This window comes from Rhizobium sp. BK377 (genome assembly GCF_014193935.1).
Classification (GTDB): Bacteria; Pseudomonadota; Alphaproteobacteria; order Rhizobiales; family Rhizobiaceae; genus Rhizobium.
Genome location: NZ_JACIAC010000001.1, coordinates 492488 through 516771, shown reverse-complemented (window position 1 = coordinate 516771; position 24284 = coordinate 492488). Strand labels below are relative to the sequence as shown.

The window sequence follows — 24284 nt, the reverse complement described above, 5'->3', positions numbered from 1 at the left end:
CTGTCGAACGCGAAATTATCCCCCTGGCACGGATTTCATGAATCCCATCGGAGAAGACATGTCTGCAAAATTCGAAATTTCATTCTCAAAATCGGCAAAGCTCAGCGGCGGCCTTGCGATCCTTCTGAAGACATCCGGGGCCGACACCGCGGCTGGGGCCGATATTGCCGATCCGGCGGGGGTGATCGCCAAGGCGTCGAAGATTGCGCGCTTCTCGGCAAAGTCGTTGGCTGTTCTCGACCTGGTGGCGCCGGAAGGCGCGCCTGCGGAGCGCATCATCGTCCTTGGCCTCGGCAAGCCGGCAGACCTGACCGTCCACGACTGGCTGAAGGCCGGCGGCAGCGCTGCCTCGCGGATCAAGAATACTGAGAAAGCGACGATCTTCATCGATGCGCCGGGCGCAGATGTCAGCGCCAAGGCTGCGGCCGATTTCGCTCTCGGCATGCTGCTGCGCGCTTACAACTTCGATACCTATAAGACGAAGAAGAATGACGACGAGGAGAAACAGGCGAAGTCGGTCAAGGTGACGATCGTCACGGCCGATGCGGCCGCTGCCAAGAAAGCCTTCGCCGATGCCGAAGCGGTTGCCGACGGCGTCAATCTCGCCCGTGATCTCGTCAACGAGCCGCCGAATATGCTCGGCCCGGTGGAATTTGCCGCCAAGGCCAAAGAACTGGAAAAGCTGGGCGTTGAGGTGGAAATCCTCACCGAGCGCGAGATGCGACGCCTTGGCATGGGCGCGTTGCTCGGCGTTGCCCAAGGCTCCGTTCGTCCGCCGCGCCTTGCGGTTATGCAGTGGAAGGGTGGCAAGAGCAAGGACCGGCCCATCGCCTTCGTCGGCAAAGGTGTGGTCTTCGATACCGGCGGCATCTCGATTAAGCCGGCCGCCAACATGGAGGACATGAAGGGCGACATGGGCGGTGCGGCAGCCGTCACCGGCCTCATGCACACGCTCGCCGCGCGTAAGGCGGAGGTCAATGCCGTGGGTATCATCGGCCTTGTGGAAAACATGCCCGACGGCAACGCCCAGCGTCCGGGCGACATCGTCACCTCCATGTCCGGCCAGACGATCGAGGTGATCAACACAGACGCGGAAGGCCGCCTCGTGCTCTGCGATGCGCTCTGGTATTGCAATGACCGCTTCAAGCCGCGGTTCATGATCAATCTCGCCACCCTGACGGGAGCCATTCTGGTCGCACTCGGCAATAGTCATGCAGGTCTCTTCTCGAATGACGATCCGCTGTCGGCGCAATTGACAGCAGCCGGCCTCGTGACGAACGAGAAACTGTGGCGCATGCCGCTCGGGAAGGAATATGACAAGATGATCGACAGCAAGTTTGCCGACATGAAGAATACCGGCGGCCGCCTTGCCGGCTCCATCACTGCGGCCCATTTCCTGAAACGATTCGTGCAGGATACGCCCTGGGCGCATCTCGATATTGCCGGAACTGCGATGGGTTCCGTGCAGGACGAGATCAACCAGTCCTGGGGCTCCGGTTTCGGCGTGCGCCTGCTCGATGAATTGGTGCGTGCGAACTACGAAACACGATGACGGAAATTCTCTTTTACCATCTGACGGAATCGAAGCTGGAAGACGCGCTTCCGCCGTTGCTCGACAAGAGCGTCGAGCGCGGCTGGCGCGTCGCCGTGCAGATGAAGGAGGCCGCTCGACGCGACGCGCTGGATCAGCATTTGTGGACCTATCGGGAGGACAGTTTCCTGCCACATGGCACGGATGAGGGGGATTTCGCTGGGGATCAGCCCGTTCTCCTGACCGTTTTGCCGGACAACCCGAACGCAGCGACGGTTCGCTTCATCATCGACGGCGCCGAGCCGCCGGCAGTCGTGGACTATGAGCGGATCGTCTTCATGTTCGACGGTTACGATCAGGAGCAGCTTGAAGGCGCGCGCGGCCAGTGGAAGAAGCTGAAAGGCGAGGGGCACAAGCTCACCTATTGGCAGCAGACCTCGGAAGGGCGGTGGGAGAAGAAGGCCTGACTTCGATTGTCAGGCAAGGCCGGCTTCCGCCAGGACCTTGTCAATGAAATCCTTCTTCGCGACGGTGTAGGCAGCGCGGCTTTCGGCAAATTTTTGCGCCAGGCCGATCTTCAGTCCCTCATAGGCGATTGCAAGAGCCGGATCGTTTCGCAGCCTGTCGCGGAAAAAGATATCCCGCCTCCAGTTGAAGCCCTGATATTCAACGACATGAGCGAGATGCGTGCGCGTCTCGCCCATGACACCGCGGCCGAAGAGATGATCGTCGGGCACGATGTCGGCACCGGCATAGTCGTAGCCGATCGCCTCCATAGGCTTGATGCAGGCAAGTCCGTCATCAAGGCGGCGGACGCCGATCAGGATATCGATGATCGGTTTCGCCTTGATGCCTGGAATGGCGGTGCTACCGAAGTGCTGTATTTCGATTGCAAGAGGGCCAAGCGCGTTGCGGATCCTGGCCTCTTCCAGCAGATAGGCCTCCCCCCATTTGGCGTTGGGGTCGGCTAGCCTCACCGCCAGGTGTGGGACGCCCAATCCAAACGATTCATCCTGCTCCTGCTGCATGGAAAACGTCCCTCGCGCTGCGTTTTCCTATTCTAGCATTCTGCAGGCGCAATGGCATCTGCCCGTAAGGTTGATCAGTCGTAGAACGCCTCGACGAATTTGCGCTTGCCGAGCATGAAGGCATCGGCGACATGTCGCAGCGGTGCCAGATCGACATCCGATTTGCCGCCCTTGATGAGTTCGGCAAAGCGGCGATAAAGCGCCGGATATTCGGCCTCCGGCGCGGAGAACTTCAGTTCGCCATCGACCGAGAGCTTCGAACCGCCTTCGGACAGAACCATCTGTCCGGCTGCCGTTTCCGCGATGATGTCCCAGCTCTGCTTGCCCGTCTGGCGCCAGTCGAATTCTGCGTGAACGGGAACGTAGTCGACATTGCGGAAATGCAGGTCGGCAGCAATTGGGGAGTCACGGTTTTCAGGGAATTCCAGTGTGCCGGCGCTGAGGAACATCGCCTTTGGCAGGATATGCGTAACGATCGACAGCGCGTTGATGCCCGGATCGAAAACGCCGAGACCGCCGGCCTGCCAGATCCATTCCTGGTTCGGATGCCAGTGACGCACGTCTTCTTTCCAGATGACGTGCATGCTCTTCATTTCGGTCGAGGAAAGAAACGATTTGGCGGCTTCGACGGCGGCTGCATAGCGCGAGTGCCAACTTGCAAACAGCGTCGCACCCTGCTTGTTGGCGAGATCTTCCAGGTCTTCCACTTCGCTCAGCGTCGCGCCCGGAGGCTTTTCAAGGAAGACATGTTTGCCGGCGGCCAGCGCCTTGTAAGCCGCTTCATAGCGATACTGCGGCGGCATGCAGAGCGAAACGGCATCGATCGAAGGTTCGGCGTCGAGCATATCGTCGATCGACGTATAGGCGGTAACGCCATCGACTGTGCCGTGGCGGCTTGCCGTCGCCACCAGCTTGAAATCGGTATTGGCGGCGATGGAGGGAAGGTGCTGGTCGCGGACGATCTTGCCGACGCCTACGATGGCGAGGTTAATGGCTGACATTGTAAAGCTCGCGTTCGGTGTTTCGCTAAAGTATGACTTATTGCGCGCCGTTTTATCAGAAAGCGGTCCGCGGGCAAGTCTGGTCTGTAAGAACAGACGACGCGATTTTTGGGCAATTGTCTAGCTCTTGAAGACTGCGATGGTTCTTGCGCCGCAGCAAAGCTTCTCCAGGCACTGACTTACGCTGGCGTCGCCTTAACTCGCCATGGCTCCTTCATATTCAGCGGAGAGTTCCAGCCATTGCTCTTCGGCGGCAGCGAGTTTGGCGGCTGCTTCGCTACGCTGCTTGGCTTTGTCAGCGGCTTTGGCGGGCGCCTTTTCATAGAGCGCAGGATCCGCAAGTTCCGCATCAAGTGCCTGAATCAGTTTCTCCAGCTTGCCCGTCAAGGATTCGATTTCATTGATCTTTTTCTTGAGAGGGGCGAGCGAGGCGCGCTTGTCGGCATTCAGCTTGCGTTGATCGGCCTTCGATGCCTGGTCTTCAGACTGCTTCTGCTTTTCGTCGTCTTTTTTTTTGCCGGAAGCAACGATCAGGTCGCGATATTCATCCATATCGCCTTCGAAGCTCGTTACCGTACCATTGTTGACGAGCCAGAGGCGATCGACCGTCGCTTCGATCAGGTGCCGGTCGTGCGAAATCAGGATGACGGCACCGTCATAATCGTTCAGCGCCTCGATCAGGGCGCGGCGGCTGTCGATGTCGAGATGGTTCGTCGGCTCATCAAGGATCAAGAGGTTCGGTGCATGAAAGGCGGCAAGCCCCATCAGCAGGCGTGCCTTTTCGCCACCCGAGAGGTCTTTGGCCGCCGTCGCCATCTTTTCGGTCGCAAGGCCCATCTGCGCCACGCGGGAACGCACCTTGGCTTCCGGCTCGGTCGGCATCAGCCGGCGCACATGCTCGACGGGTGTCTCGTTCGGCACGAGATCGTCGAGTTGATGCTGGGCGAAAAAGCCGATCTTCAGGCTGGGCGCCAGGCGCAGATCGCCGCTTTCCGGCGCCAGCCGCCCCGAAATGAACTTCGCGAAGGTCGATTTGCCGTTGCCGTTCGAGCCGAGCAGCGCGATGCGGTCGTCATTGTCGATGCGCAGATTGAGCCCCTTGAGGATCGGCTTGCCTGGCTCGTAGCCGACGGCGCCGCCGCTGATTGCGACGATCGGCGAGGCCGGCTGTTTTTCAGGCTCCGGGAAGGTGATCGGCTGAACGTGATCCTCGATCACGGCCGCGACCGTGCCCATACGCTCCAGCGCCTTGACGCGCGATTGGGCCTGCTTGGCCTTGGAGGCCTTGGCCTTGAAGCGGTCGATGAAGCTCTGCAGATGCTTGCGCGCCGCATCGTTCTTCGCTTTGGCCTTCATCTGCAGTTCGTCGGCTTCCGCTTTCTGCCGCTCGAACTGGTCGTAATTGCCGCGGTAGAAGGTGAGCTTCTTTTGATCAAGATGAACGATGGAATTGACCGCGTTGTTCAGCAGATCGCGATCATGGCTGATGATGATGACCGTGTGCGGATAGCGGCGGATATAATCCTCCAGCCACATCGTGCCTTCGAGGTCGAGATAGTTGGTCGGCTCGTCGAGCAAGAGCAGGTCCGGCTCGGTAAAGAGCACGGATGCGAGCGCCACGCGCATACGCCAGCCGCCCGAAAAGGAAGATGCGGGCCGGGCCTGCGCTTCCTGATTGAAGCCGAGGCCCGAGAGGATGCTGGCGGCGCGGGCTTCGGCCGAATGGGCGTCGATATCGACGAGGCGCATCTGGATTTCGGCGATACGATGCGGATCGGTTGCGGTTTCCGCCTCGGCAAGCAGCGCCGCGCGCTCCTTGTCGGCGGAAAGCACGATCGTGATCAGCGAATCCTCGGTGCCCGGCGCTTCCTGCTTCACCTGGCCCATGCGCGCATTCTTGGGGATCGATATTGTCCCGCTTTCGGCTCCCAGATCACCGGTTATAACGCGGAAGAGGGTGGATTTGCCGGCGCCGTTGCGTCCCACGAGCCCGGCCTTCGTGCCTGACGGCAGCGAGACGCTGGCATGGTCGAGAAGCAGACGACCGGCAATGCGGGCGGAAATATCTGATATCGTGATCATGCGCGCGGTTTTGGCCGAAAGCCGCCGCCAAGGCAAGATGGCTCAGCGGCGTGTTTGCCACTGTTTGCCATCAATAGCTCATAGCCGAAGGCCTCAGCGGCCGAAGGCTTGCACCGGCAAGCGCGGATTGGATTTGGCGGCAAGCAGCGCTACGCGGGCATTGGCCTGAAGCTGACCCGACGTGGCCGCATGGCCGCTCAGTGCCACGCCGACAGAAATCGTCAGGCCGCTTGCTTCGGATGTATCGGAGGCGGCGAAAACGAGATTGTCCTGGACGGAACTGCGCAGCCGCTCGGCGATCGCCAGCGCGTCCTGCATGCCGACATTGGCAAAGAGGAGGGCGAATTCGTCGCCTTCCAGGCGCGCAACGAAATCGTTCTTCTTCACCGTCTTGCGGAAGAGGCCGGCAAGCTTCTTCAGGAGCTTGTTGCCGGTCTGCGCGCCGTATCGGGCGGTAAGCTCCTTGAAATCATCGATGTCGATCATGATCAGCGCGCTGCCGGCCGCACCCTCTTCCTGATGGTACAGATCGTCGAGCGCACGATTGAGCCCGATACGGTTGGGCAGGCCGGTGATCTTGTCGGTGACAGCAGCCGCCTGCACGGCGGAAACGCCCCGCTCCAGCACCGTCAACCGCTCGATTTCCTCTTCCAGCCTCGTGCCGATCGTCCGGTCCGCTGCGAGAACGGCTGAAAGGGAAGCGGCGAGATACTCGACCTCCGCCATGAAATCGGCAAGGCTCTGCTGGTCCTGCTGGCCCGAGACGGATTTGAGGATTGTCTCGCAAGCGCGTGTGAATGCCTGGTGATGCAGGCGACCTTCGGCGAGCCGCTCCGCCGTCTCCTTAAGCACGCGGCTCGTTTCGTTGCGCGAGCGGTCGTCCGCCAGCCCATAATGGCCGACGAGCCTGTAGCGCAGGCCGAGCTCGTCCAGAGCTTCCTGATGCGGATGCGGGCCGAGGGCCGCTATATCCTGTGCCAGCCCGGCATTCAGGCCGATCAGTGCCTCATGGAACAGTTCATAGTTGCGTGGCAGGCCTGCCACGTTCAGCCGCATCATGTGCTGAGCGACTTTCTGCACGTCGGTTGCCGGCGCCGGCCGGGTCGCCTCGCGCGTATTCAATGCATTTGCAGCGGCAGTCGGCATGACGATCCCCTCATTGCCATTGGTTCTCTTGGGCCATCGACTCTTCTGCTTCCGCTATGCAGGCAAGCTTTTAAGAGACATTGAATTTGCAAGGTTTGCGGGGCGGGAAGCCGCAAAACCGGTTAATGCACCCTTGCCGCGTCCCGATCGGGAATGGCAGCATCCGTCTCAGCAGCAGACGCGATGGGCCCATGAAAATTCCTGATTTGATCGCACCGGCTTTCTGGCGTGGAATGAACCCGTTGCGATTGCGAAAGGATGGCCATGACCAGAGCTCTCTACTCCCTGTGCGGCGCCGACGAGCGTCACCTTTTTTCGCCGCATTGCTGGAAAGCGGTGATGGCGCTCGCCCATAAGGGGCTCGACTTCGAAGAGGTTCCGACGACCTACAGCCGCATTGTTGATATCGGCGGCGGCTTTTCCAAGACCGTGCCTGTCCTGGACGACAATGGCCGGCTAATATCGGACAGTTTCGAGATCGCTCTTTACCTGGAAGATACCTATCCGGACCGTCCGTCGCTGTTTGGTGGCGAGGGCGGCAAGGCCCTGTCGCGCATGGTCGAGGGTTATTCGCAGATGATCATCCATCCGGCGATCATGCGGATCGCGCTTCTCGATATTCATTCCATTCTCGATGAGGGCGACAAGGCCTATTTCCGTGCCAGCCGCGAAAGCCGTCTCGGCAAGCCGCTGGAGGATTTCGCCGCCGGACGTGAGGCGGAGAGGGAAGCCTTTGCCGCCAAGCTGGAGCCGATGCGCCACATGCTGCGCTTCCAGCCCTTCATCGGCGGCGAAAGCCCGCTTTTTGCAGACTACATCGTCTTTGGTGCCCTGCAATGGCTGCGCATCGCCGCCGGCCTCGCCATGCTGGCCCCGGATGACCCCGTCATGGCCTGGTTCGAACGCTGCCTCGATCTTCATGAAAGCCGGGGCCGGACTGTGACAGCAGCGTGAAATTGCCGGAGCCCCCTTGTTTTCGGGCGGTGAGGCGGGTAAAGACCGCCCACTTTTCCCTGAGTATGAGGATCCGAATATGGCGATTGAACGCACCTTCTCGATGATCAAGCCGGATGCAACGAAGCGCAACCTGACGGGCGCTATCACCAAGATGCTCGAAGATGCCGGCCTGCGCGTCGTCGCCTCCAAGCGCGTCTGGATGAGCAAGCGCGAAGCAGAAGGCTTCTACGCCGTTCACAAGGAACGTCCGTTCTTCGGCGAACTCGTCGAAGGCATGACCTCCGGCCCGACCATCGTTCAGGTTTTGGAAGGCGAAGGCGCCATCCTGAAGAACCGCGAAATCATGGGCGCAACCAACCCGGCAAACGCTGCCGAAGGCACGATCCGCAAGGTTCACGCTCTGTCGATCGGCGAAAACTCGGTTCATGGTTCCGACGCTCCGGAAACGGCTGCCCAGGAAATCAAGTACTGGTTCTCCGATACCGAGATCGTCGGCTGATCAGCGCGGATGCATTGAATTGACTGAGAAAAGCCGGGCTCGTCCCGGCTTTTTTGCTTTACGGCTCAGGCCGGACACTTGTCCGTATTGGAAAAATCCGTCGTCCCATCCGGCTTGAAAACCTCGGGGTTCTTCTCGTATAACGCGCCGACCACCAGCGGTTTACTCGGCAGCACCGTCTGGTCGAGATTGGATTTGAACTGTGCCTTCAGCTCCTGCAAGATCTTGCCATCCTTATCGACCAGCTTGACGGTCACTGAATAAGGCCGGTCCTTAACCACGCAGTGCAGGTTTTCGCTCTGGACCGAAATCTTGTCATCCATCGGAAAAACCTTCTGGTTCAGCACCAGCGGCGCACCGCCCTGCGGGTTTTCGAATTCGGCAACGATGGCGGAGCCATCGGGGATGGGGGCCGTCTTCTTCATTGTTAGCAGATAGGTGGCGCTGGCGTTTCGATAGTTGAAGACGAAGAGATGCCCCGTCACTTCCAGCATGCTTTCGGCCTGGCGCTGGCAGGCGGCAAGCAAGAGTGCCGCTGCCGCAAGAGCCGTGATGATTGAGCGCCGTTTCATGGCGTCTCCTCCTTCTTTTTCCTCCGGTAATGCCTGATCGCCTTGGCGCGGTTGCCGCAGACGGCCATATCGCACCAGGTGCGGCTTTTGTTCTTGCTGCGGTCGATGAACAGCCAGCCGCAATTGCCGCAGATCTTCATCCGCTCAGGATCGGGCATGGCGATCAGTCGCAGGACCGAATGCGCCGTCGCGGTATCGAGACCCTTCTCCGCTGCCCCGCGCAGCGTGCGCGCCAGCGCCTCCAGCAATTCGGCAAGCAGCCGGTCGTCATTTCCCTCAAGCACGCGCTGCCGGAAATATCTGTCCGTTGCCTCGCGCAGCTCGATGAAGCTCGCTCTATTCTGCGCTCCTACCGGCGCTATGTCGCCAAAAAGCGCCCGTTCGGCGCAGAATTCCTGCGCTGCCTCGGGGAAACGCTCCAGTTGTCCCTCAGCCTCGAAGCGATCGATACGGCGCGCCGTGTCGTGGCGAAGGATGACGCTGTTGGCGACATCGAGCGCCAGCGCGCCGCCCGAAAAGCGGTGAGGGGTCCAGGAAAAGCTCATGAGAAAAATATAACTGGTAAAACACATTTTGCCAGTTATTATTTTAAAGCGATCCGGAGTTTCGGGAATGGCCTATCTTCTGCAGCAACTGGCGAATGCGGTGCCGCTCGCAGCACTCTACGCCACGCTTGCCTTCGGTTATTCGATCGCCTTCGGTGTCACAAAGCGCGCCGACATCACCTATGGGGCGATCATCGCCTTTGCCGGTCAGATCCTGCTGCTCTTCACAGACATGGCCTACAATCGCCTGTGGCTGGTGCTGCCGGCGGCGATATCGATCGGCGTCTGCGCCTCGCTGATCTATTCAGTGGGGGCGGGGATCTGGATCGGCCGATCCATCATGCAGCCGCTCGTCAGCAAGTCGCCAAACACGGTCATGGTTGCGGCACTCGGCATGATGATCGTGCTGATGGAGACGGCGCGTCTTGCGGCCAATACCCGCGCTATCTGGCTGCCGCCGCTGCTGAACGATAACGTCACCTTCTGGAGCGACGGCGTTTTCCGGGTAACGCTCACCTATATCCAGCTTCTGGATACGGTCCTGATGTGCGCGATCATTGTAATAGGTACGTTGATTCTGAAGTGTACCGCCTGGGGCCGTTTATGGCGGGCCGTTATTGATGATCCGCTTGCTGCCGAACTCTGCGGCACCAGCGCCAGCCGTGTCTTCCTGGTGTCCTATGGGGCCGCGACGCTCGTTGCCACCTGCTGCGGCATTCTTGCGACCTTCTATTATGGATCGATGGATTTCGGCGCAGGGCTGATGTTCGGCCTCAAGGTGCTGCTGATCGCAGCCGTCGGCGGCTATTCCGATCCGCTACGCTCGGCCGCCGGTGCGGCCGGCCTCGCACTGGTCGAGACGCTTTGGGGCGCCTACGGCTCCTTCATCTGGCGCGATCTCGCCATTTTCTCGCTGCTGGTACTCCTGCTGGTGATGAGTCGCCGCGAACGCGTCGTACTCTGATTATTTCCAGCGGTCTCGCGCCTTGTTGTCGGCGTCCCTTGCCGAGACCCATTCGTCCGAATGTCCATCCTTGCCGTGCTCCTTCTTCCAGAAGGGTGCAGATGTTTTCAGGAAATCCATGACGAAGCTCGCGCCGTCGAAGGCGGCCTGCCGGTGCGGTGCCGACGCGACGACCAGCACGATATTCTCGCCGGCCGCAATCTTGCCGAAGCGGTGGATGGCGGTGAGGCCGTTGAGCCCGAACCGCTCGATGGCAAGCTCCCCTATGCGGGTCATCTCCGCTTCGGCCATACCGGGATAGTGTTCGAGTTCGAGTGCGGAGAGTGTGCCGCCTTCATCGCGGCAGAGGCCGGAGAAGGTGACGACTGCGCCGATGCCGGGCTTGCCTTTGGAAAGCCGGTCGACTTCCGCCTGCAGGTCGAAATCCTCGCGCTGGACGCGGATAGTGGGAGTAATGGTCACAGCACGCTCCTCAGCCCGGCGGCACGGCCGTTCTCACCCGCCCGTCATCGGCGGGAAAATACCGATCTCTTTCGCCCCGGCGATCGGCTCGTCATGCTCCACATGTTCCTGGTCGATCGCCACCCGGATTACATCAGGATATTGAAGAGCCATTTCATATTCTTCGCCCAAGCCTTTCAAATGATTCAGAAGATCCGCAACGCTGACGACGGAGGAAGGAAGTTCGATCTCCTCTTCTCCCTTGCCGATACGTTCGCGCACCCAGGCGAAATAAATAAGCCGCGTCATTCTTCGTCATCCACGATATGTTTGAGCCCCGCCCGGAAATAGTCGTAGCCGGTATAGATGGTCAGCAGCGCGGCGATCCATAGAAGCCCGATGCCGGCCTGTGTCGTATAAGGGAAAATCTCATCTCCGGCGGGGCCGGCCAACAGGAAAGCGATAGCGACAAGCTGCAGAGTCGTTTTCCATTTGGCGATGCGGGTCACCGGCACGCTCACCTTCAAAGCAGCCAGATATTCCCGCAGGCCCGAAACCAGGATTTCGCGGCAGAGAATGGTGATCGCCGCCCAGATCGACCAGCCGGCAATGGTCTGGTCGGCCGCGACCAGGAGAAGGATCGAGGCGACCAGCAGCTTGTCGGCGATCGGATCCAGCATACGGCCGATATTCGATGTCTGGTTCCAGATGCGCGCGAGGTAACCGTCAAGGAAATCGGTGATCGAGGCGATGATGAATATCCAGAGCGCCACCCAACGCGCGGTGTTGCTGATCGAAAGTTTGCCCTCGATGAAGAAGCAGAGAACGATCAGCGGCACAGCGAGGATGCGGCCGTATGTCAGGAGATTGGGAATGTTATACGCACGCGATGCCATGAGCGGTTCTCTTTGATAATGCGGCGGTAGATGACGGCTTTGGCCCTCGACCGTCAACATTCTTTCTGTTTTTTCGCTGCCTTTGCGTGGAATTTGCGACCGGCGCCGCTTATTTCGCGGCGTCGTCGTGAAAATGATTGTAGACCTGCTTTGCGACGGTCTCGGAAATTCCTTCCACCGCCATGAGATCGGAAAGGGCGGCGCGCGACACCGCCTTTGCAGTGCCGAAGTGTTGCAGCAGTGCCCTCTTGCGCGAAGGCCCGATGCCGCCGATCTCGTCGAGCGGGTTCTTGACCATCTCCTTCTTGCGCCTTGCACGGTGGGAACCGATTGCGAAACGGTGCGCCTCGTCGCGCATGCGCTGGATGAAGTAGAGTACCGGATCGCGCGGCGGCAGCGTGAAGCTTCCCTTGCCGGGGGCAAAGAAGCGCTCGCGTCCGGCTTCACGATCCACGCCCTTGGCGACGCCGATGGCGATCACGCTGTCGGTAATGCCGAGCTCTTCGAGGATCGCGCGCACCGCCGTCATCTGTCCCTGACCGCCGTCGATGAGGATGACATCGGGCCAGGCGGGGAAGGGCAAGTCGGCCGCATCGGCTGCGGAAACCTGCGCGCTGCGATCGGGAATGCCCTCTTCCTTGAGCAGGCGGGAGAAGCGCCGCGTCATCACCTCCCGCATCATGCCGAAGTCGTCGCCGGGGGTGATCTCGGTCGATTTGATGTTGAACTTGCGATACTGGCTCTTCACGAAGCCTTCCGGTCCGGCGACCACCATGCCGCCGACCGCATTCGTTCCCATGATATGCGAGTTGTCGTAGATCTCGACGCGCTGCGGCACGTAGGGCAGCCCGAAGGTTTCCTTGAAGCCTTCCAGCAGCCGCGATTGCGAGGCCGTTTCGGCAAGCTTTCGCCCGTGCGCCTCGCGGGCATTGGCAATGACATGCTCGACGAGATCGCGCTTTTCGCCGCGCTGCGGAACGAGGATCGAGACCTTGTGCCCGGCCTTTTCGCTGAGTGCGGCGGCCAGCAATTCCAGTTCCTCCACTGTTTCCGACAGCATGATCTGCCGCGGCACCGGCTTGTCATCGTAGAACTGCGCGAGGAACGCGTTCAATACCTCGGCGCCTGACAGTTGCGGGTCGGCCTTCGGGAAATAGGCGCGGTTGCCCCAGTTCTGCCCGGTGCGGAAGAAGAACACCTGGATACAGGAAATCCCGCCTTCGTGATGGATGGCGAATACGTCAGCCTCCTCGACGCCGGCAGGATTGATGCCCTGGTGGCTCTGCACATGCGAAAGTGCTGCAAGACGGTCGCGATAAATGGCAGCCCGCTCGAAATCGAGATCCTCGGCCGCGGCATTCATCGCCTCCGCTATATGCTCTTTCACCTTCTGGCTCTTGCCGGATAGGAAGTCCTTGGCTTCCTGCACCAGCTCCGCATAGCCCTCGTCGCTGACCTCACGGGTGCAGGGACCGGAACAGCGTTTGATCTGGTAAAGCAGACAGGGCCGGGTGCGCGTCTCGAAGACGCTGTCCGTACAGGTGCGGATCAGGAAGGCGCGCTGCAGTGAATTGATCGTGCGGCCGACGGCGCCTGCCGAGGCGAAGGGGCCGAAATAGTCGCCCTTGCGAGCGCGGGCGCCACGATGCTTAAAGATGGCGGGCGCACGGTGATCGCCGGTTATCAGGATATAGGGAAACGACTTGTCATCACGCAGCAGCACGTTAAAGCGCGGCCGCAGGCGCTTGATCAGATTCGCTTCCAGCAGCAGGGCCTCGGTCTCCGTCCGCGTCGTGACGAATTCCATATTGGCAGTCTGGCGCACCATCTGGGCGATGCGGTTGGAATGCACGCGCCCCATCGCGTAGTTGCCGACGCGCTTCTTCAGGCTGCGGGCCTTGCCGACATAGAGTACGTCGCCCGCCTCGTTGAACATGCGGTAGACGCCGGGACTGTTCGGCAGGCGCTTGACGAATTCGGCGATCAGATCGGCGCCGAGAAGGCCGGTTTCGTTGATGCTGCCAGCATTCCAGTCGATCGACGCCGAAATCGGCGAGGCAGAGGCGTCGCCTTCCACCTCGATGATGTCGTCGTCGTTTTCATCGGTTTCGTCGTAAAGAACACCGCCATCGGGCAGCTTCTTGGCATTCATTCCTTGATCTCCAGCACGTCAGGCGTCTGCCATGCGAGATGCTGGCCGCCGTCGAGTGCAATCATCTGACCCGTGATCGAGGGGGTCTCGAACAGAAAACGAATCGTTCGGCCGAATTCCGCAAGCTCAGGTCCACGCTTCAAGATAAGGGCTGAAACCTGCGCTTGGAAGTCTTCCTGCAATTGCCGCTCGCTCGGTATCGACGGGCCGGGACCGATCGCATTGACGCGGATGCACGGCGCGAGCGCCTGCGCCATGGTCTGCGTCGCCGTCCACAGCGCCGATTTCGACAGCGTATAGGAGTAGAAGCTTGGCCGCAGTGCCCAGACACGCTGATCGATAACATTGACGATCAACCCCTCATGCGCCTCCGGCAGCTGCTCGGCGAATTTGGCAGCAAGGATCGACGGTGCGCGAACATGCAGGGCGAAGTGCTCGTCCCACACCTGCGCATCGAATTTGCGGAGCGAATCCTCAAGAAAAATCGATGCATTGTTGACGAGAAGATCGATCGGCCCGAGCGCCTCGCATGCCTTCTCGACAAGACCTGCGGTCTCACTGATTTGGGCGAGATCGGCCTGGATCGCAACCGCCCGGTGCCCTCTTTGCCGCAATTCCGCCGCAAACTCCTCGGCCTCGTCGAGCGACCCATTCGCATGGATTGCGATCGAAAATCCATCAGCAACAAGGTCTTCGGCGATTGCCCGGCCTATTCTCTTGGCAGCACCCGTCACCAGCGCCGCGCGAAGTCTTTTCTTAGTCAAGGTGCTGCCTTCTGGTCCTGCGAGTCCGTTTGCTGACTATATAAGGGCAGCCTTTGATTATATAAATAGGCGGAAACGATTGCCTGTGTGGACCGGATATTCTATGTATTATTTGCGGTCGCGATTTGTTAAAATAAGTATTGTAAGTTTAACTGTTTATTATCCTTAATAAACGGTATGTTGCAACCAAGCAACATCGAATTTCTGCCGCCGCGGAGCCACAATGATATCACAATTTGGCTCTTTCAAATCCGCATTTGCATTCCAATTTCACTCTCGATCCGGAAGGGACATTTAGTAATCCCCCGTGAATGCTTCGCCGAGTTTAAGTTGACGAGCGCGCGGGACTGAAAGGAGACAAGTATGCGTATACTCTTTGCTGGCCTCATGGCTTCCGCTCTTGCCGTTGGCGGTTTCTCGGTCGCACAGGCAGCCGACGCCGTGGATCAGGTTCCACAGGCTCCGGTCGCTGAGGAAACCCCGGCTCCGGTCAACAACTGGCAGGGCTTCTATCTCGGTGGTGCCGCCACCTACAACATGGGCAGCTTCGGTCACGATCGTGACACCTATGATTGGGGCGGCCAGCTCTTCACCGGCTACAATTTCCAGCAGGGCCAGATCGTTTACGGCGCTGAAGCCGATCTTGGTTATGGCAATGCAGACGTTACCGAAGGCGGCATCAAGAACAAGACCGGCTGGAACGGCTCCGTCCGCGGCCGCGTCGGCTACGATCTGAACCCCTTCCTGCTCTACGGTACCGCAGGTCTGGCGCTCGCCGACACCAAGGTCTCCGACGGCACGTCTTCCGACAGCAAGACCGCCTATGGTTACACGGTCGGCGCTGGTGTCGAAGCTTTCGTGACCAACAACGTCACGACGCGTCTTGAATACCGCTACACCGACTACCAGAGCAAGGATTACAACCTCGACTCCGGCAGTGTCTCGCGCGGCTTCGACGAAAACAGCGTCAAGGTCGGTATCGGCGTCAAGTTCTGATCCTGATTGCATATGACATGAAAAAGCCGGACCTTGTGCCCGGCTTTTTTATTGTCTTCTTGCGTCTCAGGCCTGCGGCTTCAGTTGCTCGTAGCCGTCGAACTTTTTCTCGAATACTCTGAGCCAGCCGATCAGCTCGGCATGGTCTTCTTCCCACTGGCCCTTGAAGCGCAGGTCGAGGTAGCCGATCGTGGCGGCGAGTGCGAAATGCCCGCCATGCAGCCTCTTGCCGAGCTTAGGCGTATTGGCGGCCAGATAGTTCAGCGCGGTCTCGACCTTCTTCCACTGCCGGTCGATCCAGGGCTGATGCACCTTTTCTTCGTCCCGGAAGCGGCGCTCGTAGACGATCGCGAGCAGGCAGTCGCAGACGCCGTCGCACAGCGCTTCCAGCACTTCGGCATCGGTGCGCTTGCTCTTCTTGGAAGGATAGAGAGCGCCCTTCGTCTGCCGGTCGAAATAATGCATGATGGCAACGCTGTCGAAGATGGAAACGCCGCCATTCGTCAGCAGCGTCGGGATCTTGCCGAGTGGATTGTTGTCCACGAGGATCGCCGGCCCCGCATTCGTATCGACCCGGATTTCCGTGATCTCCAGGCCGAGATGGTGGGCAGCCATGCTCACCTTGCTGGAGAAAGGGGAGGTCGGGGAGCAGAGAAGCTTCATGGGGCACCTTTTGGATAGGCTGTTGGTGCCGGACTATTCCCGAGCACCGAGAGTCGGTCAATCGGCCTTGGCTGGCTTCGTTTCTGCGCGCAGCCAGAAGGCCCGTTGCGAGGCGAACCGGTCCTGCGCCAGATGGTCCTTCAGGGCCGGCAGCAGCTGATGCAGTTCGTCCTTCAGCGTAAAGGGCGGATTGACGATGATGAGACCTGAACCCGTCAGCCCGGTCGTCTCGCGGTCGCTGCGCACGGCAAGTTCGGCGCAGAGCATCTTCGGAATATCGGTTGCCTGCAGCGCCTCATGGAATTCCTTGATCGGTGCGCCCTTCTTCAGCGGATACCAGAGGCAGTAGGTACCACCAGGAAAACGCCTGTAAGCCTTGGCGAGGCCATCCACCAGCCGTTCATATTCGCCGTCCTCTTCGAAAGGCGGATCGACGAGCACGATGCCACGCTTTTCCTTCGGCGGCAGATGCGCGCCGAGCGCCAGCCAGCCGTCGAGCTCGGTGATGCGCGCATGATGGTCGCCTTCGAAGACGCGATGCAGGCGGACAAAATCCTCCGGATGCAGTTCCATCGCCGAAAGCCGGTCCTGCGGGCGGAAGAGCATGCGGGCTAATTTGGGCGAGCCGGGATAGAAGCGCAGGCCGCCGTGTGGGTTCAGCTCGCGGATGGCGGTGAGGTAAGGCTCCAGCAATTCGGAGACCTGCGGCCCGAGATCGGTTTCCAGAAGCTTGCCGATGCCGTCTTGCCATTCCCCGGTCTTCTGAGCTTCCTCGGAGGAAAGATCGTAGAGGCCGATGCCGGCATGCGTGTCGAGCACCCTAAAACCGCCCTCCTTCTTCTGCATATAGCGGATCAGCCGCGCCAGCACCGCATGCTTCAGAACATCGGCAAAATTGCCTGCATGATAGATGTGGCGGTAGTTCATTTTCGCTGATGCCTGCTATGAATTCGGATCATTGGGCGTTTTTGTGCCTTTTGGGCGGTCGAGCCTTGGCATATAGAAATCGCATGAACATTGCGACCCCCATCCACGCCAAATCCCGGATCGGCCATACGGCCTGCCCGCATGACTGCCCCTCCACCTGCGCGCTGGAGGTGGATATTACGGAAGACGGCCGCATCGGCCGTATCAGGGGCGCGAACGACCATTCCTACACGTCGGGTGTCATCTGCGCTAAGGTCGCCCGCTATGCCGAGCGCCTCTATCATCCGGACCGTCTCATGCACCCGCTGCGCCGCACCGGCGCCAAGGGGGCAGGGCAGTGGCAGCAGATTTCGTGGGATGACGCGCTGGACGAGATTGCCGAAGCCTTCGTGAAGGCCGAGGCCAAGGATGGCAGTGAGGCCATCTGGCCTTATTTCTACGCTGGCACCATGGGCTGGGTGCAGCGCGACTCGATCGAGCGCCTGCGCCATGCCAAGCGTTATTCGGGCTTCTTCTCCTCGATCTGCACCAATCCTGCCTGGACCGGCTTCACCATGGCAACCGGCATGCTGCGCGGGCCCGATCCGCGCGAGATGGCGCGCACCGACTGCGTCGTCATCTGGGGCACCAATGCGGTCGCCACGCAGGTCAATGTGATGACTCACGCGATCAAGTCGCGCAAGGAACGCGGCGCCAAGATCGTCGTCGTCGACATCTACGACAATCCGACGATGAAGCAGGCCGATATGGCCCTCATCGTCAAGCCCGGCACCGATGCGGCCCTTGCCTGCGCCACCATGCACATCGCTTTCCGCGACGGTTACGCCGACCGCGACTACATGGCGAAATATGCCGACGATCCCGCCGGCCTTGAAGCGCATCTGAAGGCAAAGACGCCGGAATGGGCTGCCGCGATCACGGGTCTTTCGGTCGAGGAGATCGAAGCTTTCGGCAAGCTCGTCGGCACGACCAAGAAGACCTTCTTCCGCCTCGGCTACGGCTTCACCCGCCAGCGCAATGGCGCGGTCGCCATGCATGCGGCCGCCTCTATCGCCACCGTGCTCGGTTCCTGGCAATATGAGGGCGGTGGCGCTTTCCATTCCAACAGCGATATCTTCCGCATGAACAATGCGGAGCTGACCGGAAAGTCGATGAAGGATGCCGATATCCGCATGATCGACCAGTCGCAGATTGGCCGTGCGCTGACGGGTGATGCCGTCGCACTCCGCCATGGCGGACCAGTGACGGCCATGCTGATCCAGAACACCAATCCGGTGAATATCGCCCCGGAACAGCGCCTGGTGAAGCGCGGCTTTGGCCGCGACGATCTTTTCGTCGCTGTCCACGAGCAGTTCATGACCGAGACGGCCGAAATGGCCGATATCGTCATTCCTGCCACCATGTTCGTCGAGCACGAGGATATCTATCGCGCCGGCGGCCAGAACCACATTCTGCTTGGCCCCAAGCTCGTTGAGCCGCCACCCACCGTGCGCACCAACCTCTTCGTCATCGAGGAACTGGCAAAACGCCTTGGCGTCGCCGATCGCCCCGGCTTCGGCTTCACGGCCCGCGAAATGGTCGATCGCGTTCTGGCGGCGAGCAATCTGCCGGACTACGACCATTTCCTCGAGCACAAATGGTTCGACCGCCAGCCGGCTTTTGAGGACGCGCACTATCTCAATGGTTTCGCCCATGCCGACGGCAAGTTCCACTTTCGGCCGGACTGGATAAACGGCGCCTCACCGAACAAACCGCCAGCTTCCGTCGGCACGCTCGGCCCCTATGCCGAACTGCCGCCATTCCCGGATCAGGTCGACGTCATCGAACTTGCCGACCCTGAACATCCGTTCCGCCTGGCGACTTCGCCGGCGCGTAACTTCCTGAATTCGAGCTTCACGGAAACCAGAACTTCGCGCCAAAAGGAAGGCCGTCCGGAAGTGATGATCAACCCTGTTGATGCCGAGGCCAATGGCGTCGGCAATGGCGATCTCGTCCGCATCGGCAATGTACGCGGTGACCTGCGCATCCACGCCCGCGTGACGACCGAGGTCAAGCCAGGCGTTTTGATCGCCGAGGGCCTCTGGCCCAACAAGGCGCATGTCGATGGCGAAGGCATCAACGTTCTCACCGGCGCCGATCCCGTGGCGCCTTATGGCGGCGCTGCCGTCCACGACAACAAGGTCTGGCTTCGCAAGGACGTCGTATGACGCAATCTAAGGCAAAAGTGGAAATCGTCGGCAAGGAAATCCTGTCCGACGGCTGGACGAAGCTGACCGGCTACCAGCTCAATTATACCGACCGCAATGGCGTGACCCATTGCTTGCCGCGCGAGGTCTATCACCGCACACCCGCCGCCTGCATCCTGCTTTATGATCCCAAGCGCGATGTCGTCGTGCTGGTGAAGCAGTTCCGCCTGCCGGCCTATGTAAACGGCGATCCCGCCTGGATGATCGAAGTCCCGGCCGGTCTGCTGGACGGCGATGAACCCGAGGCCGCGATCCGCCGCGAAGCAATGGAAGAAACGGGGTATACGGTCCGCGACGTCCGTTTCCTCTTCAAGTCCTATACGGCGCCCGGCTCCATTACCGAAGTCGTACATTTCTTTGCCGCAACGATCGACACCGGCGATCGCACATCCGACGGCGGCGGCCTTGCAGAAGAGCACGAGGATATCGAGGTGCTGGAAGTCCCGCTGCAGGAAGCCTTCGTGATGGTCGAAAGGGGAGAGATCATCGATCTCAAGACGATCACGCTGCTGCAGTGGGTATTGTTGAACAAAGGCGAAGTTCGATAACGGGCAAGCCGATCGATGGGGCGGATCGAGATGATCCGCGACAAGGTCAGTTTTCCCCTCGAACGCGCATCATTTGCCGAAAGGTGCGCCGCCTGAGCGCAGGTATTGCGTTGACGGTGCGCATGACGCCACGCGCGACACCGAGCTGAAGCCTGCCGATAATCGGCCGATGAGCCAGATCGCCGGCATCCATCTGCTTTTTCGATTCCCGGACAGCTTCGGTACTATAGCGAAGCATCTCGATTTCGTAGGCTCGTATGGCTTCGAGGAGCGACTTTCGTCCCTGGTCAGCTTCGATCAGCATGCGTCCGAACAGAGCGGCATCGCGAAGCGCCGTATTGGCACCTGCGCCTCGCCCGGGTGTCATCGTGTGGACGGCGTCGCCGAGCAGCGTGACATTCGAACTTGTCCAGGGCGTCAGCGGTACCGAGGTCCTCATCTTGACATCATGGATCGTCGCGGGTTCCGTCATACGGATGATCGCCCGCAAGTGCGGATGCCAGTCCCGAGCGATCTCCAAGCCAAGCTCTCGCAATTGTTCGCCGCTCAGGCCGGCCGGATCCTGTGGGAGGTTCTGCCGAGCGCCCCATATGCCCCAGCCGATACTATCTTCGTCGAGGGCTTCGACGAAATCCGGCCAACGGGCAGCAAAGCTAGGGTCGTTTCTGCCGTGGGCGAACTCGAGCGAGTGAATGATGGCGCCAAAGCCCATCGGCGCCATAATCAGCGACATGCCCTTGAACATTTTGTCCGACAGCAGAGCCTTCGTTTCGGCCGTCATGGGAATTTTACCCCCGAGCGACACGATCCCCGTGTCTTCGAGGCGCGCTTCCGGCAGACGTTGCTTACGCAAAGTCGAACTCGTGCCGTCCGCCCCCACAAGGACATCACCTGTCGCGAGGCTTCCATCCTGAAAACGAGCAGTGACTGATCCGTCGGCGTTATTTGTGTAGGCTTGAAACGTCTTCCCGAAGAATACCTCTGCTTCAAGTCCCCTGAGCAGAACCCGCCTCAGCGTCTTTCGAATGACGTTCCGTTCGCCATCCAGAGCATTCGGGCCTGCATCTTCGATATCGAAGCTCAGCACTTCGCCAAGCTGTTCAGTCAGCATGTTGAAATAGCGCGGTGACCTGGCGCAGGTGGCGACATAGAGGTCGTAGAGTTCGTCGGGGACACAGGCTTTCAGCGCGCGGCTTCCAGCTGGGCTGATTCCGACGCGATACCCGCCGATGTCGGCGTTCGGCGCGCGGTCGCGCTCATACACCGCAACGCTGATGCCGGCCCCCTTGAGCAGATGAGCGAGCGCCAGACCGCCAGTCCCGGCGCCGATAATCAAAACCTTCATGGTTCTAGTCCTGGTCGAGTTTAGGTTCGATGGTGAATTGGGTGGCGATCTGCCTCAGCCACTCTTCCGTCCAGGTGATGCGCTGGGCGCGCAGGTCCGCGACAACGCTGGTGACCCAGGACAATTCGGTTGCGTGAAGCGCTCGGAGATATTCCATCTCGAGCAGGAAGAGCCTTGGGACGGCCTGCGCTTCGTGCAGAGTCTCGTCGATCCGGCGAAGCTCCGCCTCCATGGCTTTTGCTCTGAGCTCAAGCTGGCTTGCCACATCATCAGGCGAAAGCAGCGGAAGAAACGATATGGCTGCGGGGAATTCCGGATATTCCCGCGTTGGGGTCGACAATATGGCCCGCATCCAGTCCAGCGCGACGTCGCGGCCTTTCCTGGTTATCTCGTACACCGTCCGCTCGGGACGCTTGTCATCCCGGATTGTTTTCCGTGGGGTGATCAAAGCCTCGCGTTCAAGCCGCTGGATCGTCTGATAAAGGCTCGCCCTCTGCGTGACATTGATCACCTCGTCCTTGCCCCGCTCCTTGATGAGCTGCTGCATTCGGTAAGGGTGCAGCGGCTCTTCCATGAGCATTGCAAGGACGGCGAGAGCGATTGGAGAGCGTTTGATCGATGTCATAGTCATATTATTACTAGTAAGATTATAACTAATCAATACGATGACCGCCTCCGGCTCCGACGCAAATACTGGGCAGGATCGGTGACCACAAATCTGTCGGCGAGGCAGATGGGCGAAGGTTCTGTGCGGATTGAGAACGGCTAGGTTGTCGGAAATGGTGGGGAGCGTCTCCCGCTGCCGGAGCGATGGCCACGTCGAACGCCGTCCGTTCTGCCGGGCGATGTGCATCGAATCCGCGCCACCTGCGGCGGCTGCCAGTTCGTCTATAGCCATGCACGCTGCATCCGCTTCAGACCCTTGTGGCTGAAGGCAGAGCACTTCCGTTTCTCTTCGAACGACGGAACTGCCCTGGCTACGGGTTTTCACGCAATTGCGGACGCACAACCGCTTAGCGCTTTTGCTGGAATTGCTTCAGTCGCCGATCAACGAAATAAGCTGGGATTTCGGGGCGGTGGCGGAAGCTGTCGCCCCGACCGCTTTACCGCCTTCCATCTTCACCTTGCCTTCCGCAAAGAGACGGAGAGCTTGCGGATAAAGCTGGTGCTCGATGGCCAGCACACGTCCTGCCAGCGCATCGGCGGTGTCGCCTGAAAGCACAGGCACGGCGGCCTGGCCGATAACAGGGCCTTCATCCATGCCTTCGGTGACGAAATGAACCGTGCAGCCGGCGATCCGCATGCCGGCGTCGATCGCCCGCTGATGCGTGTGCAGCCCTGGAAAGAGCGGCAGCAGGGAAGGGTGGATGTTGAGGATCCGGCCTTCATGGCGCTGGATGAAGGCGCCCGAGAGCAGCCGCATATAGCCCGCAAGGCAGATAATATCAGGCGAAAGCTCATCAAGCGCGGCAAGGATCGCCGCCTCGTGAGCGTCCTTGCTGACATAGTCTTTGCGCACGAACGCGAAAGTCGGAATGCCCTCGGCCGCCGCCTTGGCAAGCCCGCCTGCATCGGCCTTGTCGGAAATCACGCCGACGATCTCGGCCGGATAATCCTCAGCCTTTGCCGCCTGCACCAACGCCATCATGTTGGAGCCGCCGCCGGAAATGAAGACGACAGTGCGTTTACGCGGCGAATTCATAGAGCAAGCGTGCCCTTGTAGATAACGCCGGCATCGCCCTCGGCGCGGGCGACCATGCGGCCGAGCGTCACGACCTTCTCACCTTCGGCTTCAAGCGCTTGGGAGACTGCTGCGACATTCTCCTCGGCGACGACGACAATCATGCCGATGCCGCAGTTGAAGGTGCGCAGCATTTCCTTGGCTTCGACGCCGCCCGTCTTGGCAAGCCACGAGAAAACGGCTGGCGCCTCGACGGCGGCAAGATCGATCTCGGCGGCGAGATGCTTGGGCAGTACCCGCGGAATATTTTCAGGGAAACCGCCGCCGGTGATATGGGCGAGCGCCTTCAGCGCGCTCGTCTCGCGGATCGCCTTCAGAAGCGGTTTCACATAGATACGTGTTGGCGTCAGCAGCGCCTCGCCGAGCTTCTTGCCCTCGGCAAAGGGTGCCGGCGCATCCCAGTCGAGGCCGGAAAGCGAGACGATCTTGCGCACCAACGAGAAGCCGTTGGAGTGGACGCCGGACGAGGAGAGGCCGAGAATGACATCGCCTTCGGCAATATCGCCCGATGGCAGCAGCTTGCCACGTTCGGCTGCACCCACCGCAAAACCGGCGAGATCGTAATCGCCAGAGGAATACATGCCTGGCATTTCCGCGGTTTCACCGCCGATCAGCGCGCAACCCGCCTCGCGGCAGCCTGCAGCGATACCGCCGACGATCGCTGCACCCTGATCCGGATCGAGCTTGCCGGTCGCGAAATAGTCGAGGAAGAACAGAGGCTCTGCGCCCTGGACCACCAGGTCGTTGACGCACATGGCGACGAGGTCGATGCCAACGGTGTCATGATAGTCGGCATCGATCGCGATCTTCAGCTTGGTGCCGACGCCATCATTGGCGGCGACGAGCACGGGATCCGTAAAGCCGGCGGCCTTGAGATCGAAGAGGCCGCCGAAGCCGCCGATCTCGCCGTCGGCACCCGGACGGCGCGTGGAGCGCACGGCCGGCTTGATCTTCTCCACCATCAGGTTTCCGGCATCGATGTCGACGCCTGCATCGCTATAGGTCAGGCCGTTTTTTCCAGACTGGCTCATGCTGATCTCCGGAGGATTTAAAGCTGCGGACAAGGGACCGCGTCACATGCCGGTCGCAATTGCATGAGAGTGCGCTTTATGCAAGGGTTGCAAGGGAAAAGCCCCCATTTTCCAGCTAATCCCTGTGCGCTTTCCGGATTCGGTGCAACTGGGTTGACCATCTTTGCGCCTCCATCCTATGTGCTGGAGCGGCCAAGGTCGTTCTAAAG

At 60.1% G+C, this 24284-nt stretch carries 25 protein-coding genes; 8 read left to right on the top strand and 17 right to left on the bottom strand.

Features of this window, described 5'->3' with window-relative positions; all coding sequences use genetic code 11:
• Window positions 1-58 precede the first annotated feature (58 nt).
• Both FHT92_RS02560 and FHT92_RS02555 read left to right on the top strand, forming a co-directional pair.
• A complete protein-coding gene (locus FHT92_RS02560; RefSeq protein ID WP_183822303.1) occupies window positions 59-1552 on the top strand; it encodes a leucyl aminopeptidase in 1494 nt (497 codons plus the stop codon).
• Complete coding sequence (locus FHT92_RS02555) at window positions 1549-1998, top strand: DNA polymerase III subunit chi (protein ID WP_183822301.1); 450 nt, start codon at window positions 1549-1551, stop codon at window positions 1996-1998. Before FHT92_RS02560 ends, FHT92_RS02555 begins: the two co-directional genes overlap by 4 nt.
• A gap of 9 nt (window positions 1999-2007) precedes the next feature.
• Here FHT92_RS02555 and FHT92_RS02550 read toward each other — a convergent pair whose 3' ends face one another.
• The 4 genes from FHT92_RS02550 to FHT92_RS02535 form a co-directional block, all read right to left on the bottom strand.
• Entirely contained in the window at window positions 2008-2559 is a 552-nt protein-coding gene (locus tag FHT92_RS02550) for a GrpB family protein (protein WP_183822298.1), read from the bottom strand.
• Window positions 2560-2633: 74 nt separating this feature from the next.
• On the bottom strand, window positions 2634-3560 hold the full coding sequence (locus FHT92_RS02545; protein ID WP_183822295.1) for a Gfo/Idh/MocA family protein: 927 nt from the start codon (window positions 3558-3560) through the stop codon (window positions 2634-2636).
• Between the two features lie 195 nt (window positions 3561-3755).
• Window positions 3756-5642, bottom strand: a complete 1887-nt coding sequence (locus FHT92_RS02540) for an ABC-F family ATP-binding cassette domain-containing protein (RefSeq protein ID WP_183822292.1) — start codon at window positions 5640-5642, stop codon at window positions 3756-3758.
• A gap of 93 nt (window positions 5643-5735) precedes the next feature.
• A complete protein-coding gene (locus tag FHT92_RS02535) occupies window positions 5736-6788 on the bottom strand; it encodes a sensor domain-containing diguanylate cyclase (RefSeq protein WP_183822290.1) in 1053 nt (350 codons plus the stop codon).
• A 264-nt stretch (window positions 6789-7052) separates the two neighbouring features.
• On the opposite strand from FHT92_RS02535, the gene FHT92_RS02530 reads away from it, so the two are divergent.
• Window positions 7053-7742, top strand: a complete 690-nt coding sequence (locus tag FHT92_RS02530; RefSeq protein WP_183744203.1) for a glutathione S-transferase family protein — start codon at window positions 7053-7055, stop codon at window positions 7740-7742.
• A gap of 79 nt (window positions 7743-7821) precedes the next feature.
• Window positions 7822-8244 carry a nucleoside-diphosphate kinase gene (gene ndk, locus FHT92_RS02525; protein WP_007820064.1) on the top strand — a complete coding sequence of 141 codons (423 nt, stop codon included), beginning with the start codon at window positions 7822-7824 and terminating at the stop codon, window positions 8242-8244.
• A 65-nt stretch (window positions 8245-8309) separates the two neighbouring features.
• Here the strand turns inward: ndk and FHT92_RS02520 are convergent, their stop codons facing one another.
• Both FHT92_RS02520 and FHT92_RS02515 read right to left on the bottom strand, forming a co-directional pair.
• Complete coding sequence (locus FHT92_RS02520; RefSeq protein ID WP_183744200.1) at window positions 8310-8816, bottom strand: hypothetical protein; 507 nt, start codon at window positions 8814-8816, stop codon at window positions 8310-8312.
• Window positions 8813-9361 (bottom strand): CGNR zinc finger domain-containing protein, encoded by a 549-nt coding sequence (locus tag FHT92_RS02515; protein ID WP_183822289.1) that lies wholly within the window; start codon window positions 9359-9361, stop codon window positions 8813-8815. The genes FHT92_RS02520 and FHT92_RS02515 overlap by 4 nt, the downstream gene beginning before the upstream one ends.
• A gap of 67 nt (window positions 9362-9428) precedes the next feature.
• On the opposite strand from FHT92_RS02515, the gene FHT92_RS02510 reads away from it, so the two are divergent.
• Window positions 9429-10325, top strand: coding sequence for a branched-chain amino acid ABC transporter permease (locus FHT92_RS02510; protein ID WP_183822288.1), 897 nt, complete (start codon window positions 9429-9431; stop codon window positions 10323-10325).
• On the opposite strand, the gene FHT92_RS02505 is transcribed toward FHT92_RS02510, so the two are convergent.
• The 5 genes from FHT92_RS02505 to FHT92_RS02485 all read right to left on the bottom strand — a co-directional run bounded on the left by FHT92_RS02505 (window position 10326) and on the right by FHT92_RS02485 (window position 14578).
• On the bottom strand, window positions 10326-10787 hold the full coding sequence (locus FHT92_RS02505) for a molybdenum cofactor biosynthesis protein MoaE (RefSeq protein ID WP_183822286.1): 462 nt from the start codon (window positions 10785-10787) through the stop codon (window positions 10326-10328). It abuts the gene before it with no gap.
• A 33-nt stretch (window positions 10788-10820) separates the two neighbouring features.
• Window positions 10821-11075, bottom strand: a complete 255-nt coding sequence (moaD, locus tag FHT92_RS02500; protein WP_183822284.1) for a molybdopterin converting factor subunit 1 — start codon at window positions 11073-11075, stop codon at window positions 10821-10823.
• Complete coding sequence (gene pgsA / locus FHT92_RS02495) at window positions 11072-11662, bottom strand: CDP-diacylglycerol--glycerol-3-phosphate 3-phosphatidyltransferase (protein ID WP_183822282.1); 591 nt, start codon at window positions 11660-11662, stop codon at window positions 11072-11074. Before pgsA ends, moaD begins: the two co-directional genes overlap by 4 nt.
• 109 nt (window positions 11663-11771) lie before the next feature.
• Entirely contained in the window at window positions 11772-13814 is a 2043-nt protein-coding gene (uvrC, locus tag FHT92_RS02490; RefSeq protein ID WP_183744183.1) for an excinuclease ABC subunit UvrC, read from the bottom strand.
• Window positions 13811-14578, bottom strand: a complete 768-nt coding sequence (locus FHT92_RS02485) for an SDR family oxidoreductase (RefSeq protein ID WP_183822280.1) — start codon at window positions 14576-14578, stop codon at window positions 13811-13813. Before FHT92_RS02485 ends, uvrC begins: the two co-directional genes overlap by 4 nt.
• A gap of 363 nt (window positions 14579-14941) precedes the next feature.
• Here FHT92_RS02485 and FHT92_RS02480 point away from each other — a divergent pair, with 363 nt between their 5' ends.
• Window positions 14942-15574, top strand: coding sequence for an outer membrane protein (locus FHT92_RS02480; RefSeq protein WP_183744177.1), 633 nt, complete (start codon window positions 14942-14944; stop codon window positions 15572-15574).
• Between the two features lie 66 nt (window positions 15575-15640).
• On the opposite strand, the gene FHT92_RS02475 is transcribed toward FHT92_RS02480, so the two are convergent.
• A complete protein-coding gene (locus FHT92_RS02475; protein WP_183744174.1) occupies window positions 15641-16237 on the bottom strand; it encodes a glutathione S-transferase in 597 nt (198 codons plus the stop codon).
• A 57-nt stretch (window positions 16238-16294) separates the two neighbouring features.
• Complete coding sequence (locus FHT92_RS02470; protein ID WP_183822278.1) at window positions 16295-17164, bottom strand: 23S rRNA (adenine(2030)-N(6))-methyltransferase RlmJ; 870 nt, start codon at window positions 17162-17164, stop codon at window positions 16295-16297.
• Between the two features lie 17 nt (window positions 17165-17181).
• Between FHT92_RS02470 and FHT92_RS02465 the strand changes: the two genes are divergently transcribed.
• Both FHT92_RS02465 and FHT92_RS02460 read left to right on the top strand, forming a co-directional pair.
• Complete coding sequence (locus FHT92_RS02465) at window positions 17182-19371, top strand: molybdopterin-dependent oxidoreductase (protein WP_183822277.1); 2190 nt, start codon at window positions 17182-17184, stop codon at window positions 19369-19371.
• Window positions 19368-19958 carry an NUDIX domain-containing protein gene (locus tag FHT92_RS02460; RefSeq protein ID WP_183822276.1) on the top strand — a complete coding sequence of 197 codons (591 nt, stop codon included), beginning with the start codon at window positions 19368-19370 and terminating at the stop codon, window positions 19956-19958. The genes FHT92_RS02465 and FHT92_RS02460 overlap by 4 nt, the downstream gene beginning before the upstream one ends.
• A gap of 46 nt (window positions 19959-20004) precedes the next feature.
• Here FHT92_RS02460 and FHT92_RS02455 read toward each other — a convergent pair whose 3' ends face one another.
• From FHT92_RS02455 to purM, 4 genes are all read right to left on the bottom strand, one after another.
• Entirely contained in the window at window positions 20005-21303 is a 1299-nt protein-coding gene (locus FHT92_RS02455; RefSeq protein ID WP_183822275.1) for an NAD(P)/FAD-dependent oxidoreductase, read from the bottom strand.
• Between the two features lie 4 nt (window positions 21304-21307).
• Window positions 21308-21928 carry a PadR family transcriptional regulator gene (locus tag FHT92_RS02450; protein ID WP_183822274.1) on the bottom strand — a complete coding sequence of 207 codons (621 nt, stop codon included), beginning with the start codon at window positions 21926-21928 and terminating at the stop codon, window positions 21308-21310.
• Window positions 21929-22339: 411 nt separating this feature from the next.
• Window positions 22340-23005, bottom strand: a complete 666-nt coding sequence (gene purN / locus FHT92_RS02445; protein WP_183744158.1) for a phosphoribosylglycinamide formyltransferase — start codon at window positions 23003-23005, stop codon at window positions 22340-22342.
• Window positions 23002-24075, bottom strand: coding sequence for a phosphoribosylformylglycinamidine cyclo-ligase (purM, locus tag FHT92_RS02440; RefSeq protein ID WP_183822273.1), 1074 nt, complete (start codon window positions 24073-24075; stop codon window positions 23002-23004). Before purM ends, purN begins: the two co-directional genes overlap by 4 nt.
• Window positions 24076-24284: the final 209 nt, after the last annotated feature.

Bases quoted from the DNA above. Each gene is read 5' to 3' on its own strand.
- ndk (WP_007820064.1), top strand. From the start codon at position 7,822: ATGGCGATTGAACGCACCTTCTCGATGATCAAGCCGGATGCAACGAAG.
- FHT92_RS02460 (WP_183822276.1), top strand. From the start codon at position 19,368: ATGACGCAATCTAAGGCAAAAGTGGAAATCGTCGGCAAGGAAATCCTG.
- moaD (WP_183822284.1), bottom strand. From the start codon at position 11,075: ATGACGCGGCTTATTTATTTCGCCTGGGTGCGCGAACGTATCGGCAAG.
- FHT92_RS02555 (WP_183822301.1), top strand. From the start codon at position 1,549: ATGACGGAAATTCTCTTTTACCATCTGACGGAATCGAAGCTGGAAGAC.
- FHT92_RS02510 (WP_183822288.1), top strand. From the start codon at position 9,429: ATGGCCTATCTTCTGCAGCAACTGGCGAATGCGGTGCCGCTCGCAGCA.
- FHT92_RS02540 (WP_183822292.1), bottom strand. From the start codon at position 5,642: ATGATCACGATATCAGATATTTCCGCCCGCATTGCCGGTCGTCTGCTT.
- FHT92_RS02535 (WP_183822290.1), bottom strand. From the start codon at position 6,788: ATGCCGACTGCCGCTGCAAATGCATTGAATACGCGCGAGGCGACCCGG.
- purM (WP_183822273.1), bottom strand. From the start codon at position 24,075: ATGAGCCAGTCTGGAAAAAACGGCCTGACCTATAGCGATGCAGGCGTC.
- FHT92_RS02515 (WP_183822289.1), bottom strand. From the start codon at position 9,361: ATGAGCTTTTCCTGGACCCCTCACCGCTTTTCGGGCGGCGCGCTGGCG.
- purN (WP_183744158.1), bottom strand. From the start codon at position 23,005: ATGAATTCGCCGCGTAAACGCACTGTCGTCTTCATTTCCGGCGGCGGC.
- FHT92_RS02475 (WP_183744174.1), bottom strand. From the start codon at position 16,237: ATGAAGCTTCTCTGCTCCCCGACCTCCCCTTTCTCCAGCAAGGTGAGC.
- FHT92_RS02550 (WP_183822298.1), bottom strand. From the start codon at position 2,559: ATGCAGCAGGAGCAGGATGAATCGTTTGGATTGGGCGTCCCACACCTG.
- FHT92_RS02465 (WP_183822277.1), top strand. From the start codon at position 17,182: ATGAATTCGGATCATTGGGCGTTTTTGTGCCTTTTGGGCGGTCGAGCC.
- FHT92_RS02560 (WP_183822303.1), top strand. From the start codon at position 59: ATGTCTGCAAAATTCGAAATTTCATTCTCAAAATCGGCAAAGCTCAGC.
- FHT92_RS02520 (WP_183744200.1), bottom strand. From the start codon at position 8,816: ATGAAACGGCGCTCAATCATCACGGCTCTTGCGGCAGCGGCACTCTTG.
- FHT92_RS02455 (WP_183822275.1), bottom strand. From the start codon at position 21,303: ATGAAGGTTTTGATTATCGGCGCCGGGACTGGCGGTCTGGCGCTCGCT.
- uvrC (WP_183744183.1), bottom strand. From the start codon at position 13,814: ATGAATGCCAAGAAGCTGCCCGATGGCGGTGTTCTTTACGACGAAACC.
- FHT92_RS02450 (WP_183822274.1), bottom strand. From the start codon at position 21,928: ATGACATCGATCAAACGCTCTCCAATCGCTCTCGCCGTCCTTGCAATG.
- FHT92_RS02545 (WP_183822295.1), bottom strand. From the start codon at position 3,560: ATGTCAGCCATTAACCTCGCCATCGTAGGCGTCGGCAAGATCGTCCGC.
- FHT92_RS02480 (WP_183744177.1), top strand. From the start codon at position 14,942: ATGCGTATACTCTTTGCTGGCCTCATGGCTTCCGCTCTTGCCGTTGGC.
- FHT92_RS02530 (WP_183744203.1), top strand. From the start codon at position 7,053: ATGACCAGAGCTCTCTACTCCCTGTGCGGCGCCGACGAGCGTCACCTT.
- FHT92_RS02470 (WP_183822278.1), bottom strand. From the start codon at position 17,164: ATGAACTACCGCCACATCTATCATGCAGGCAATTTTGCCGATGTTCTG.
- pgsA (WP_183822282.1), bottom strand. From the start codon at position 11,662: ATGGCATCGCGTGCGTATAACATTCCCAATCTCCTGACATACGGCCGC.